12 protein-coding genes are annotated in these 14,769 nt (G+C 39.8%); 4 read left to right on the forward strand and 8 right to left on the reverse strand.

Annotation, left to right across the window (positions count from 1 at the left end; translation table 11 throughout):
- Positions 1-11: 11 nt before the first annotated feature.
- The 3 genes from hyfB to efp all read right to left on the reverse strand — a co-directional run bounded on the left by hyfB (position 12) and on the right by efp (position 4,172).
- Complete coding sequence (gene hyfB, locus ACWPWK_RS07295; protein ID WP_109374267.1) at positions 12-2,027, reverse strand: hydrogenase 4 subunit B; 2,016 nt, start codon at positions 2,025-2,027, stop codon at positions 12-14.
- Between the two features lies 1 nt (position 2,028).
- Positions 2,029-2,649 (reverse strand): 4Fe-4S dicluster domain-containing protein, encoded by a 621-nt coding sequence (locus tag ACWPWK_RS07300; RefSeq protein ID WP_109374266.1) that lies wholly within the window; start codon positions 2,647-2,649, stop codon positions 2,029-2,031.
- Between the two features lie 956 nt (positions 2,650-3,605).
- On the reverse strand, positions 3,606-4,172 hold the full coding sequence (efp, locus tag ACWPWK_RS07305; RefSeq protein WP_088494539.1) for an elongation factor P: 567 nt from the start codon (positions 4,170-4,172) through the stop codon (positions 3,606-3,608).
- A 44-nt stretch (positions 4,173-4,216) separates the two neighbouring features.
- Here efp and epmB point away from each other — a divergent pair, with 44 nt between their 5' ends.
- The gene (gene epmB, locus ACWPWK_RS07310; RefSeq protein ID WP_109374265.1) at positions 4,217-5,245 is read left to right on the forward strand and encodes an EF-P beta-lysylation protein EpmB; all 1,029 of its coding nucleotides are present in this window, start codon (positions 4,217-4,219) and stop codon (positions 5,243-5,245) included.
- Positions 5,246-5,351: 106 nt separating this feature from the next.
- On the opposite strand, the gene ACWPWK_RS07315 is transcribed toward epmB, so the two are convergent.
- From ACWPWK_RS07315 to ACWPWK_RS07335, 5 genes are all read right to left on the reverse strand, one after another.
- Positions 5,352-5,696, reverse strand: a complete 345-nt coding sequence (locus tag ACWPWK_RS07315) for a DUF4156 domain-containing protein (protein ID WP_023582946.1) — start codon at positions 5,694-5,696, stop codon at positions 5,352-5,354.
- Between the two features lie 324 nt (positions 5,697-6,020).
- Entirely contained in the window at positions 6,021-7,652 is a 1,632-nt protein-coding gene (locus ACWPWK_RS07320) for a Na+/H+ antiporter (RefSeq protein ID WP_109374264.1), read from the reverse strand.
- 361 nt (positions 7,653-8,013) lie between these two features.
- The gene (gene groL / locus ACWPWK_RS07325) at positions 8,014-9,660 is read right to left on the reverse strand and encodes a chaperonin GroEL (RefSeq protein ID WP_109374263.1); all 1,647 of its coding nucleotides are present in this window, start codon (positions 9,658-9,660) and stop codon (positions 8,014-8,016) included.
- A 52-nt stretch (positions 9,661-9,712) separates the two neighbouring features.
- Positions 9,713-10,006 carry a co-chaperone GroES gene (locus tag ACWPWK_RS07330; RefSeq protein ID WP_036914050.1) on the reverse strand — a complete coding sequence of 98 codons (294 nt, stop codon included), beginning with the start codon at positions 10,004-10,006 and terminating at the stop codon, positions 9,713-9,715.
- 169 nt (positions 10,007-10,175) lie between these two features.
- Positions 10,176-10,682 carry an FxsA family protein gene (locus tag ACWPWK_RS07335; protein ID WP_109374262.1) on the reverse strand — a complete coding sequence of 169 codons (507 nt, stop codon included), beginning with the start codon at positions 10,680-10,682 and terminating at the stop codon, positions 10,176-10,178.
- A 374-nt stretch (positions 10,683-11,056) separates the two neighbouring features.
- Between ACWPWK_RS07335 and aspA the strand changes: the two genes are divergently transcribed.
- The 3 genes from aspA (at position 11,057) to dicD (ending at position 14,723) form a co-directional block, all read left to right on the forward strand.
- Positions 11,057-12,481 carry an aspartate ammonia-lyase gene (aspA, locus tag ACWPWK_RS07340; protein WP_109374261.1) on the forward strand — a complete coding sequence of 475 codons (1,425 nt, stop codon included), beginning with the start codon at positions 11,057-11,059 and terminating at the stop codon, positions 12,479-12,481.
- 158 nt (positions 12,482-12,639) lie between these two features.
- Positions 12,640-13,965 carry an anaerobic C4-dicarboxylate transporter gene (locus ACWPWK_RS07345; RefSeq protein ID WP_098941860.1) on the forward strand — a complete coding sequence of 442 codons (1,326 nt, stop codon included), beginning with the start codon at positions 12,640-12,642 and terminating at the stop codon, positions 13,963-13,965.
- Positions 13,966-14,150: 185 nt separating this feature from the next.
- Complete coding sequence (gene dicD / locus ACWPWK_RS07350) at positions 14,151-14,723, forward strand: division control transcriptional repressor DicD (protein ID WP_109374260.1); 573 nt, start codon at positions 14,151-14,153, stop codon at positions 14,721-14,723.
- Positions 14,724-14,769 lie beyond the last annotated feature (46 nt).

Below are 14,769 nucleotides of genomic sequence, written 5' to 3' on the forward strand. Positions count from 1 at the left end.
AGTCCCTCTCCTTACGCTGCGATGACTAAAAGCAAGATGACCAGCGCTGCGACAACGTATAGACAATAGAGTCTGAAATCCCCGCCTTGTAGGCATTGGATACGTTTTGCAAAACGTTGGATACCACGAACCAGAGGATAAATAATTCGTTCATCCCAGAATGGTTCGACCTTTTCAGCACCGAGCTGTGTTTTATTAAAACCACGAGACAGCAATGGAGATGGATCAAGTTGTTTACGCATACGATAAAGTGGTGCAAACATGCTACGTAATGCTTGAGTAAAACCACCTGCTGACACTGCCATATCTTTTTCCCACACATAACCACACGCCCAAGGATCACCTTTACGACGAAACGCAGGTTGATTGCCTTTTAGGCCGAGGTAAATCAGGAATGGGATAAGCGGTAGAGCAATTAATAAAACAAATGTTAATGCTGGAGAGAACATGGCTTGTGATGCAGTATCAGGAACAAGCATGGAGCCTTGAGCTACCGTTAATGCGCTGGTTTCGCTAAGCGACATTGCAATATTGGCAATGATTGGTGCAACAAAAGCCGCTCCCACACCTAACACAACACAGAAAAGCGCTAATAAACCCATCGCAATCGTCATTGGTAGTGGTACTTCTTTTGCTTTTGTTGCTTGCTCACTACGAGGACCGCCACAGAAGCTAACACCATAGACTTTAACGAAACACATTGCCGCTAATGCCCCTGTAATTGCCAGCATAATAATGGCAATAGGACCACTTAAGCGCATCACAAAGTTACCTTCGTAACTCATCGTAAATAAAGATTGATAGGTATACCATTCACTAACAAAACCGTTTAATGGTGGTAACGCTGAAATCGCCATACAACCAATTAAGAATGCTGTTGCAGTGTAAGGCATCAGTTTGGCTAACCCACCCATTTTGTCCATATCACGCGTGTGAATTTGATTAATAATGGCGCCAGCTCCGAGGAACAATAATCCTTTAAACACCGCATGGTTTAATAAGTGATATAAAGCACCTAACAGGCCAAGTGCGGCAATAACAGGATGATCTGTTGCCATTCCTACCATACCGACACCCACACCCATTAAAATGATGCCGATATTTTCAACGGTATGCCATGCAAGTAAACGTTTTAAATCGTGCTCTGCTAATGCGTACATAACACCCAATACAGAAGAAACTGCACCGAATGCGAGGACAACAATTCCCCACCACATTTCAGTAGCACCCAACAAATCGATACCGACTTTAATTATCCCGAAGATACCAATTTTAACCATTACACCTGACATTAATGCCGATGCATGTGAAGGTGCTGCGGGGTGAGCTTTTGGTAACCAACTGTGTAATGGCAACATACCGGCTTTGGCACCAAAACCAAAGAAGCCCAGTAAGAACACCACAGAGGCCATCGCAGGAGAAAGAGAGAGTTGACGGAATGAATCAAAATCAAGGCTACCACTTTCACGCCACATCAAGAAGAAGGCAATCATGATTAACACGGAGCCTGCGTGAGCAATAAAGAAGTAGAGTAAACCTGCGTGAATAGATTCGTCATCTTGGTCAGCAATAACTAAGAACCAAGAAGCCAGAGACATCATTTCGAACAGGATAATAAAGTAGAACGCATTATCCATCACCACTAAGCCAACCATAGAAGCAATAAACAGATTCATAAAGAATCCCATGCTCCAAGCGCCACGACCTTTATATTCTTGCACATAAGCAAGAGAATAAAGCGCACACACGCTGACCAGTAATGAAATGACGAACACCATAAAGGCACCTAACATATCCATGCGCACCACAAAGGCGGCAAAATCGAAAGGTCCTGCGGCGGTAAAAGTAGCGATTTCACCACCAAAAATAACGGGTAATGCACTTAAAATACCTAAGACACCACCAATGATTGCGCTGATCCCTGAAATAAGGATTGCCAACCCTTCCTGTTTTTTTAAAAACAGTGCAATAACGCCACCAACAACATACAGGATGACTGACCACAGCAGTAACTGAAGAGGTTCCATATTACTTCCGCTCCTGTGTCAAAGTAGATAAATCGTCAAGATCCGTAATGGATTCCATCACAGAGCCTAAGCGACGCGTTTTCATCTGCTCTTCAAGTTTGTCTTCTTCAACTAAATGCAATGCATCGGTTGGACATACGTTGACACAAGCAGGGCCTTCATCAGAGAAAGCACATAAATCACATTTCACTGCGATTGCGCGGATACCTGCATTCCATGCAAGGAATGGGTTGGTTGTTGGAAGACTTGCTGGCACATCTGCCAACATTTCTTCAGGCACAAAGTGTTCAAAAACAGCCGGTAAGTTAACGGGTTTACTACCTGATGGTGTAATTGCACCAAAAGGACAAACTAGACCACACAACTTACAGCCAATACACAGGCTCTCATTAAGAAAGATCATATTATCTTCATGAGTGATGGCATTGACTGGGCACACGCGAGCACAAGGAGCATCCTCACAGTGCCGACAAAGCATCGGTGCTGTCTGATCCTCCACTTTTACCACTGTAAGACGCGGATGCGCCTGTAAACCCACAGCTTGGTGAACTTCTGAGCAAGCTGCCATACAGGTATTACACCCTATGCATCGTTGTGGCTCTGCAATTACAAAGCGATTCATTCGCCACATCCTCCGAGAAAAACGTTTAACAGCATTACTGTCGTCAATTTTTCTTTAGATAAAGCATATTTCATGCCAAGAGAGGATTTAATTTATTTATGATAAAAATCATTAAGATAGAAAAACAAGAAGGAGCTAAGAATGACGTATCGACAATAATGACGTTGACACTTAACTAGAGTGTAAGAAATGAAATGAGATAGATAAAAATCGATTTTTTCTGTTTAATTGGCGTTATTACTCAAATACCATAATATTTGATAGAGTTTTATTTAGTGTTAGCAATTATTTTATTTCAGAGTTAAAAGCATTAACTGAAGGTGATTATTTTAAACTAAATAATAATCTAGTTAATGATTCAATTATCGTTATTTAGGGATAGAAAATTAATAATAAAAGAGAGATAAAAATAAATGAGATTTTATTTAAAATAACCCTAATTTAGTTAATATTAATTACAGGATAAAATAAAAGAAGAAAAAAATAAAAGAGATATCTCAAAGTAAATGTCTATATTGAAAGGGTTTCCCTAGTACAACTAAAATATAAAATAAAGATCAATAATATTACAGGATTAATGTTTTTATCTATACTCTTCAATATCTCTTAAAGGAAAGTCAAAATAACTTAAATAAATATTGCTGTGGATTGTCTTTACCAAAACAACCTACACACTTATTTTAAAAAAATGGTTATTTTTTACCAATTCCAATATTGAATCTCACATTCTATTTTGGCATCAGGAATAATGAAGGGGTAAATAAGTTAGAAACAAAATAATAACACATAAAATTAAATAATGCAGTAATACAAATCACTCAAATTTTTAGAAAGAAAATACTACCTATTAATCAATATTTATAAATTAAAATAAAAAAATACCGCAGATATTTAACATTATCTGCGGTAATTATTTATTGTGCTTAGCGTTTCGCTCAGTAAAATAATCTATGCGATTATTTTACGCGCGATACGTATTCACCTGAACGAGTATCAACTTTGATAACTTCACCGATTTGTACAAACAGTGGAACTTTAACAACCGCACCAGTGCTTAATGTTGCTGGTTTACCACCTGTACCTGCGGTGTCACCTTTCAGGCCTGGATCAGTATCAACGATTTCTAATTCAACAAAGTTTGGTGGAACAACAGCGATAGGACGACCATCCCACAGTGTTACGATACACTCAGCTTGGTCGATCAGCCATTTAGCATTTTCGCCAACAGCTTTCTCGTCTGCTGCTAATTGTTCGAAGGTTTCGTTGTTCATGAAATGCCAGAACTCACCGTCGTTGTACAGGTAAGTTAAGTTGATATCCATGACATCAGCACCATCTGCTGAATCAGTAGATTTAAATGTTTTTTCCAGTAATTTGTTAGAAATCAGTTTACGCAGACGCACACGAGCAAATGCCTGACCTTTACCTGGTTTAACAAATTCACATTCAGTAATGACGGCTGGCTCGCCATCTAACATGATTTTAAGACCTGAACGAAAATCGTTGGTATTATAAGAAGCCATGAATATCCTCTAACTTTTTTAATTTAAAATGGCATAGCCAAAAAATGGCACACATTGTAACTCATAATCACCCCACCAGAGAAGTCTGGTTAACACAACTCGCGCAGGCAATCAGTGATCCTGTTGAATTACTCCAACTTTTAGCGTTGGAACATCACGCTGATCTCCAAAAAGGGGCTCAGGCGCGACGGCTTTTTCCGCTACGGGTTCCCCGTGAATTCGTTGCACGCATGAAAAAAGGCGATCCTAACGATCCATTACTTTTACAAGTATTAACTGCAAATGCTGAATTTACCATAACACCGGGATTTTCTACGGATCCGTTAGATGAGCAACAAAATGCGGTGCCAGGTTTATTACATAAATATCAGAATCGTGCATTGCTTCTGGTCAAAGGTGGTTGCGCTGTCAATTGCCGCTACTGTTTTCGTCGTCATTTTCCTTACGAAGATAACAAAGGAAACAAAGCGAATTGGCAAAAAGCAATTGAGTATATCAAAAATAACTCAAAACTCGATGAAATCATCTTCTCAGGGGGAGATCCCCTTATGGCGAAAGATGATGAGCTTGATTGGTTGATAACACAATTAGAGGCTATTCCTCATCTTAAGCGCTTACGTATCCACTCTCGCTTACCTGTGGTTATCCCTGCACGTATTACTGACACGCTATGCAAACGCCTACAACAATCACGTTTGCAAAATATCATGGTATTGCACATCAATCACGCCAATGAGATTGATGACGCATTGAGAGAAGCTTGTTCAAAGCTAAAAAATGCCAATGTCACTTTATTGAATCAAGGTGTGTTATTACGAGGTGTCAATGACAGTGCTGAAGTCCTTGCGGATTTAAGTCGCGCACTATTTGATGCCGGCGTTATGCCGTATTACTTACATGTTCTAGATAAAGTGCAAGGTGCTGCTCACTTTATGGTGCCAGACAGTGAAGCAAGAGAGATCATGAAAGCACTAATGAGCTTAGTTTCAGGTTATATGGTACCTAAACTCACGCGTGAAATTGGTGGTGAACCTAGTAAGACGTTGTTAGATCTTGGGTTACGCCAGCAATAATCCATATCACAAAAACAAAAAAGCTGTAGCTCAATTCAAATAGATGAAGTGACTACAGCTTTTTATCTATTAGCAGACTAATAAATAGTGAATAAATAAAATGCCCTTATTGGCATTTATAAACTTGTCCACTCATTTTGCTATCTAATGGTGCAAAGCTATCAACAAAGCTACCTGCGCCAGTACCAACGTTAAAAATAACGTTACCACCCATTGCGGCTGCTTTATTACGTAGATCGTTAGCAGCGCCTCGCAGTGATTGGCTTTCAGTACGGGAACCTGATAACCAGTTATTTTGAACACCTGTCACTGTTCCTAGTAATTGGCATTCACTGCCTGGTTGCGTATCAGTGATTTGTACCTGTGAGCCAGCAGTGCTTAATGTGTTTGTTGCAGAACAGCCTGCTAGTAACAACGCGGCTGCAGCTCCCAATAACAATTTAATTCGCATGATCCCCTCATTTATTTGAGTGTCCGTTTAGTAATGACAACAATATACCTTGTCATCTCTCTTATGCGCAAAAATAAATCATCATCACTATCTCACATTAGCCAATAGCCTTAAGATATTATTTTCGCTTCAAACTTATTTTAACGTACAAATTCGGCTTTGAGATAGACAAAGCAATAATGCCCCTATTCTACACCGCTTTTATGCTTTTAAAACGATCTGACCTATTTTCAACCTACACAGTGCGAGAACGAACACATAATTTGTTTATTTTTTAACATCTTCAGACAGCAAATCGCTATCTGAAGATAATATTGACCTAAATTAACTCAAATGATGATTCAGTGCTTCTTCTTTTAAATCTAATTCATGGCGTAAACGATGAAAAATATGTTCGCTAATATGACGTGATTTACGTAACTGCTGTAATGTATCGCGCTCTATTTTTAATGCACTGCGAGACAACTGACGCTCCATGCTAAACAAGCGTTTCAGATCAAGCGCCCCTTCTTGCACACTGTCTTCACTATCAAGACGACGGCTATAAATTTCTAATAAATGTGAACCTGCCTCATTGCGTAGTGACATCTCATCAAGATCTTCACAAGGTTGGTTCATTAGCTCATTAATATGCGCAATCGCCGCTTCGTTTAACGCCAAACGCGTACGAATTTCATCATTTTCATAAGGTAAATCTTCTGATAGCCCTTTAGTTAAAATCGGTAATGCAATTGTGGCTATCAATAATGAACAGAGAATAACGCCCATGGAAATAAAGATGGCGAGATCTCGTGTTGGGAAAGGTGAACCATCTGTCATTAATAAAGGAAGGGTTAAGATACCTGCTAGTGTAATTGCACCCCGTACTCCTGCGGTTGCCATAATGGCCATTAAGCGCAGATCATGACGAGATAAACGTTTATTAGGAGAACGGAATACCGTCAGCGACATCGATACCCATACCCACGAAAAACGCAGTACAGCAAGTCCGATTGTAATAACGATAATATAACCTACAACTGCCCAAGGATTAGTTGCACCCGCCGATTGCGTCACTTCAGGTAAAATTTTCCACATTGCAGGAAGTTGTTCACCTAATAGAATAAAAATCATGCCATTAAGTGCAACCTGAACCGTATCCCAAACCGCTTTACTTTGCATACGTGTCGCTGCTTGCATACGACCCACGATTTTTTCGTAGTGCATTGCAATACCAGCAACAACCGCCGCTAAGATCCCAGATACATGGAAATGCTCCGCTAATAAATAAGCAATAAATGGCATCAATAAGCTGATCAAGATTTGGATAGCTGGATCTTCACCAGTACGTTTAACCAAAAACTGATTTAATCGCCCAATCACGCCAGCCACAATCAAACCAATAGCAGCACCACCTAAAGCAACTAATAAAAATTGCCCCGTTGCTGAAGCAATAGAAAAAGAACCTGTTAATGCTGCTGCGACCGCAAAACTAAAACAGACTAAGCCTGTAGCGTCATTGAGTAACGACTCGCCTTCTAAAATATGTGTCATACGTGAAGGAAGTGGCGAATTGACGGTCATTGCAGACACAGAAACAGGATCGGTTGGCGATAAAATCGCGGCTAATGCAAAAGCAATCGCAAGCGAAATAGAAGGAATAAGCCAATGAATAAAAAAGCCCATCCCAATTACAGTAACAACAACTAAACCGATCGCTAACGACATAATGGGTTTAATCTCTTGGAACAACGCCTCTTTGGGAATACGCCAACCATCTAAAAACAGCAATGGAGGAATAAAGAGGAACAAGAAAAGATGTGGATCAAACGCCACTTCAAAGCCAAAGATCGACAAACATGCGCCAACCGCAATTTGGATCAATGGCAAAGGAATTTTTTCTGACAGTAATCGTGAGATAAACACACTCACAATCACGGCAAAAAGAAAGATAAGTACAATTGCGACGACAGACATGGTGAGCACCCCAATTTATTTAATATTTTTTAAGCGGTGCAGTAAAAACGATCTGTTGCCTAATTGTAAAGAAATAAGTTGTTTCTAATTATATATAAAATGAATTATCTGATAATTCTGAAATAAAACGGCATAAAAAGAGCGTAATTGGCAGTCCAACTATTGGGGGGGAACTTCATATAAGAGGTTGTTTTGTGCATTAAAGGCATAGTATGTGATTTATGTTAACAAATAACCCCCTAAAAAGGGGTTGTTATGTGTATCAATGAAATAATGCGATTTTCAAATCTCGATTGTATTTAGACATAAAAAAACCCGAGCCTAAGCTCGGGTTTTCTCTGTAAAACGGTAAGCTGATGAATTACATCATGCCGCCCATTCCACCCATGCCGCCCATACCGCCAGCGCCACCTAAATCCATTTTGTCATCTTTAGGTGAATCTGTGATCATTGCTTCTGTTGTGATCATCAGACCTGCGATAGATGCTGCAAATTGTAGTGCAGAACGAGTAACTTTAGTTGGATCTAAGATACCCATATCAATCATATCGCCGTAAACATCAGTTGCCGCGTTATAACCGTAGTTACCTTCACCCGCTTTCACGTTGTTTACAACAACAGATGGCTCTTCACCTGCGTTAGCAACGATTTGACGCATTGGAGATTCCATTGCACGTAATGCAACGCGGATACCCACTGTTTGTTCTTCGTTATCACCAACCATCTCACGCAGAGCGTTAGCAACACGAACCAGCGCAGTACCACCACCCGCAACAACGCCTTCTTCAACCGCTGCACGAGTTGCATGCAGAGCATCGTCAACGCGAGCACGTTTTTCTTTCATTTCAACTTCAGTTGCTGCACCAACTTTAATTACTGCAACACCGCCAGCTAATTTAGCAACGCGTTCTTGTAATTTTTCACGGTCATAATCTGAAGTTGCATCTTCGATTTGTTGACGAATTTGAGATACACGACCGCTGATAGCGTCTTGATCACCTAAACCATCAATAATAGTGGTTGTATCTTTGTTGATAACAACACGTTTTGCTTGACCTAAGTCTTCTAATGTTGCTTTTTCTAACTCCATGCCGATTTCTTCAGAAATCACCGCACCGTTAGTTAATGTTGCGATATCTTGCAACATTGCTTTACGACGATCACCAAAGCCAGGTGCTTTAACAGCAGCAACTTTAACGATACCACGCATGTTGTTCACAACTAATGTTGCCAGTGCTTCACCTTCAACATCTTCTGCAATGATAAGCAGAGGTTTGTTAGCTTTAGCAACACCTTCTAAGACAGGCAGTAATTCACGGATGTTAGAAACTTTTTTATCAACTAACAGAATGAATGGGTTTTCTAATTCTGCTGTACCCGTTTCAGGTTTGTTGATGAAGTAAGGAGACAGATAACCACGGTCAAACTGCATACCTTCAACAACGTCTAGCTCGTCTTCTAAGCCAGTACCTTCTTCAACGGTGATAACACCTTCTTTACCCACTTTATCCATCGCTTGCGCGATCAGAGTACCAACGGTTTCATCAGAGTTAGCAGAAATTGTACCAACTTGAGCAATCGCCTTAGTATCTGAACATGGAACAGACAGTTTTTTCAGTTCTTCGACTGCTGCAAGAACAGCTTTGTCGATACCGCGTTTCAGATCCATAGGGTTCATGCCAGCGGCAACTGCTTTTAAGCCTTCGGCAATGATTGATTGTGCTAATACTGTTGCAGTTGTAGTACCATCACCTGCCGCATCATTGGCTTTAGAAGCAACTTCTTTCACCATCTGTGCGCCCATGTTCTCGAATTTATCTTCGAGTTCAATTTCGCGAGCAACAGATACACCATCTTTAGTAATAACAGGTGCGCCGAAAGATTTATCTAAAACAACGTTACGACCTTTAGGACCTAAAGTTACTTTAACTGCATCTGCAAGAACATTAACACCACGTAACATTTTATTACGAGCATCTACACCGAATTTGACGTCTTTAGCTGCCATCGTATATTTCCTTTGAATTCGTTCAGTTTAAGAAGATCTTAAAAGAGAAAAATTATTCTTCTACAATTGCTAAAATGTCGCTTTCAGACATGATAAGCACGTCTTCGTTATCAATTTTTTCTGTTTTAACGCCATAACCGTCGTTAAAAATTACGATATCGCCAACTTTAACATCCAGCGGCTTAACGTCGCCGTTTTCCATAATACGGCCTTGACCTACGGCTAAAATTTCGCCACGAGTTGATTTACCCGCCGCAGTGCCAGTCAGTACGATACCGCCTGCTGATTTAGCTTCGACTTCTTTACGTTTAACAATAACACGGTCATGTAATGGACGAATCTTCATTAATAGTGCTCCTATAAAAAAGTCCATATCAGGATTAAGGTTGATACCAGTGCCCAAGATGAACCAGTACCATGACGATACAGGTGGGGGCATCCAGTAAAACTTCAAGGGGAGAAGTGTGATTTTTTTTCAAATTTTCCCCATTTCAGTTGATTATGCTTTGGGCTAATTATTTTTTGTCAGAAAAATGGTCGTTATCCTGATCTTCCGTCTTATTATTCAGTTGGTTACTCGGTGAATCCTCTTTACGCTGAAACTCGCCTTCGAAGGTTGTTCCATTCTGATTAGAAGAAAATCCACTTTGACCATGACCTGCTGAATAAATTTGAATTCGAGAGATCAGTTTCGTCACTAATAGCGCTTGCAATGGTGGTAATAACAACAGCAAGCCCAAGAAATCTGTAAAAAAGCCTGGGATTAACAGTAAAATACCTGCCAGTATTAATGAAACACTTTTCACCATTTCTGCTGCTGGCACTTCACCCACTGCAAGTTTTTGTTGCATTGAAGCAATATTTTTTACGCCCTGATTTTTTACCAGTGAGACACCAACACAAGAAGTCAGCACCACAAGGAATAGTGTTGTAAGAACGCCAATAGAAGATGCCACATTGACGAAAATAACGGCTTCTATATAGATAAGAAGGCAGATAACAATTAATGGGAGCCAACGCACTTGGTTCTCCTTTTTATAAAAAAAGATTCATATTATTAATAGAAAGGAGTGTGAACTACATCTAAGGTGATGGTTTACGAACTCGCTTTTTCTTAGTTTATCTACATAATAATGGGGAGCCTAACACTCCTTTTCAAGGGGCGTTAAAAAGAGAAGTAGAACTGTAAAATCCATGAGATAGATCACAAAAAGAAAATATTTAGAGGTTATTTACGTATAAAGTGATCCAGCTTAAAGGTATTTGTTCACAACCCGAATATGATCGTGTCAGTACCAAGCAAAACGGTAAGTTATATTACATTATTAACCGTTAACGATATATTTTATTAACAAGCGCATAACTAGACAGTTAAAATTTTAATAAGAAGGTTCTCATGTCAAATAAAACTCGTATCGAAGAAGACCTGTTAGGTAAAAGAGAAGTTCCTGCTGATGCTTACTACGGCGTCCACACTTTACGTGCAATTGAAAACTTCTACATCAGTGATCGTACCATCAATGATGTTCCAGAATTCATCCGCGGTATGGTAATGGTGAAAAAAGCTGCTGCATTAGCAAACAAAGAGCTTCACACTATTCCTCGTGAAATCGCTGATACGATTATCAAAGCCTGTGACGTAGTATTAGAAACAGGTAAACACATGGATCAATTCCCAGTTGATGTATTCCAAGGCGGTGCAGGTACTTCATTAAATATGAATACCAATGAAGTTATCGCAAACATCGGTCTGGAATTAATGGGCCATCAAAAAGGTGAATACCAATACCTGAACCCAAATGACCACGTCAATAAGAGCCAATCAACAAACGACGCTTATCCTTGTGGTTTCCGTGTAGCGGTTTATAACTCTATTATCAAATTAACAGAATCTATCGAACTGCTGAAAGCTGGTTTTGATAGAAAAGCAGTTGAGTTCAAAGACATCCTGAAAATGGGTCGTACTCAATTACAAGACGCTGTACCAATGACTTTAGGTCAAGAATTCCACGCTTTCTCTGTACTGATGAAAGAAGAAATCAAAAACCTGAAACGCACTGCTGAGTTACTGTTAGAAATGAACTTAGGTGCAACAGCTATCGGTACTGGTCTGAATACAGCACCTGGTTACCAAGAACTGTCTGTTAAAAAATTAGCAGAAGTAACTGGTTTAGCCTGTGTTCCAGCAGAAGACTTAATTGAAGCAACTTCTGACTGTGGTGCTTATGTAATGGTTCACGGCGCATTAAAACGCTTAGCTGTAAAAATGTCTAAAATCTGTAATGACTTACGTTTACTGTCCTCTGGTCCTCGTGCAGGTCTGAAAGAAATCAATCTTCCAGAACTACAAGCAGGTTCTTCAATCATGCCAGCTAAAGTAAACCCAGTAATTCCAGAAGTTGTAAACCAAGCTTGCTTTAAAGTTATCGGTAATGACACTTGTGTCACTATGGCAGCTGAAGCTGGTCAATTACAATTAAACGTAATGGAACCTGCAATTGGTCAAGCAATGTTCGAATCAATCTCTCTATTAAGCAACGCTTGCCGTAACTTAGTAGAAAAATGTGTTGATGGTATCACTGCGAACAAAGAAATCTGTGAACACTTCGTATTTAACTCAATCGGTATCGTTACTTATCTGAACCCATTCATTGGTCACCATAACGGCGACATCGTTGGTAAGATTTGTGCAGAAACAGGTAAGAGTGTACGTGAAGTTGTTCTAGAACGTGGTTTATTAACCGAAGAACAACTGGATGATATCTTCTCTGTTGAGAACTTAAAAAACCCGGCTTACAAAGCAAAACGCTTTGATGATTAATAATTATGTTTCATAACATAACCATGTTAAACATAAGAATGAGCTCTTAAAAATACAAGGCACGGACTCTTTAAGGGACGTGCCTTTTTACTTGATTGTAAAAACAAAAATTTAACTTATCTTTCTCATTTTTTTAATTATCTCAAGGAGTAAACGCTATGTTAGCCGTAGAATTGATTATCGTTCTGCTGGCCATTTTCCTCGGTGCGAGACTTGGGGGAATTGGTATCGGGTTTGCCGGTGGTTTAGGGGTTTTAGTTTTAGCTGCTATCGGTGTTAAACCTGGTTCAATCCCTTTTGATGTTATCTCCATCATTATGGCTGTTATTGCCGCAATCTCTGCGATGCAGGTTGCTGGTGGTTTGGATTATCTTGTTGGCCAAACTGAAAAACTGTTAAGACGCAATCCAAAATACATCACAATTCTTGCGCCTATTGTGACTTATTTCTTAACTCTATTTGCAGGTACAGGGAACATCTCTTTAGCAACACTGCCAGTTATCGCTGAAGTTGCAAAAGAACAAGGCATCAAACCTTGCCGTCCTTTATCAACCGGTGTTGTTGCAGCTCAAATCGGTATTACTGCATCTCCTATCTCTGCGGCTGTTGTTTACATGGCTTCTGTCATGGAAAACCCAGCAATGGTGGGTGAAGGTAACACTGTAAGTTATATCACTCTGCTGTCTATCTTATTACCAGCAACTTTCCTTGCTATCATTCTGATGTCATTTATCGTGTCTTGGGTATTTAACTCAAAACTGTCTGATGATGCTGTCTATCGTGAGCGTTTAGAGCAAGGTCTGGTTGAATTACGTGGTAGCCAAGAACGTAGAGAAACATTACCAGGTGCTAAATCATCTGTAATGCTGTTCCTACTGGGTGTTCTGTGTGTTGTAACTTATGCAATTATCAACAGCCCAAGCTTAGGTATTGTCAAAACTCCACTGATGAATACGACTAACGCTATTCTTATCATCATGCTGAGTGTTGCAACACTGATCACTGTCTTCTGTAAAGTGAAAACTGACAACATCCTAAACTCAAGTACCTTTAAAGCTGGTATGAGTGCATGTATCTGTATTCTGGGTGTTGCATGGTTAGGTGATACTTTCGTTTCAAGTAACATCGATTGGATCAAACTGACTGCGGGTGACTTAATCACTGGCCATCCTTGGTTATTAGCAGTTATCTTCTTCTTCTGTTCTGCTCTGTTATATTCTCAAGCAGCAACAGCGAAAGCGTTAATGCCAATGGCTTTAGCATTAGGTGTAACTCCATTAACTGCAATTGCTTCTTTCTCTGCGGTTTCTGGTCTGTTCATTCTGCCAACTTACCCAACATTGGTTGCAGCAGTTCAAATGGATGACACAGGTACAACTCGTATCGGTAAATTAGTCTTCAACCACCCATTCTTTATCCCAGGTACTATTGGTGTGGTATTAGCTGTCGGATTTGGTTTCCTCTTCGGCGGTATGATTTTGTAGTTTGAAGTAAAAAATTAAAACATTGCAAAAAAGTGCTTAGCACTTAAAAGAAATAAAAAATAAGAAAATACCCTGTCGGCCAAGATGGGGTATTTTCATTTTAGCTTATCGCTCCTCGCTTTCATTTTTAGCTAAAGTCTGCTAATTATGATGTTCTCGCGACAACGTGATTTAAGGAGATTTCCGTGCAACGTGAAGCGTTATTAGACCACGTACTTATCCAATTAGAGCAATATGGCTTAGCTGCAACCTTACCTGAGCTTCTTCAAGATTCGGGTATCAACGAATCTGATCTTCACCCTTTCTGGCCTGATAGAGATGCATTGATTTTTGATTGTCTTCGCCACCATGGACAGCAAATTGACATTTGGCAACGCCAAGTAATGTTAGATGAAGAGCTCTCTATCGAACAAAAACTACTGGCACGTTACGATCAACTCGCTATGCGTTTAGAAAAAAACCGATTCCCAGGTTGTTTATTTGTTGCTGCTTGTAGCGCATATCCTGATGAGCACTCTCAAATCCACCAATTAAGCCAACGCCAAAAACAAAGCTCATTTGATTACTCTAGAACGCTACTACGCGAGCTTGATATCGAAGACAGTGAATTAGTTGCCAAACAGATGGAACTCATCTTAGAAGGCTGTCTAAGTCGTTTAATGGTGAATCATCATGCTGATGATATTATTACAGCAAAATTATTGGCAGAAGATATTCTTAAGATTGCTCAATGCCGAAAAAATGGTGCATTAAGTTAGTTGTAAGCGTTAGAAAACGAGAAAAATGATCTGTTTTTTTGTTTGT

The sequence above is a fragment of the Proteus sp. Marseille-Q3619 genome (assembly GCF_965283115.1).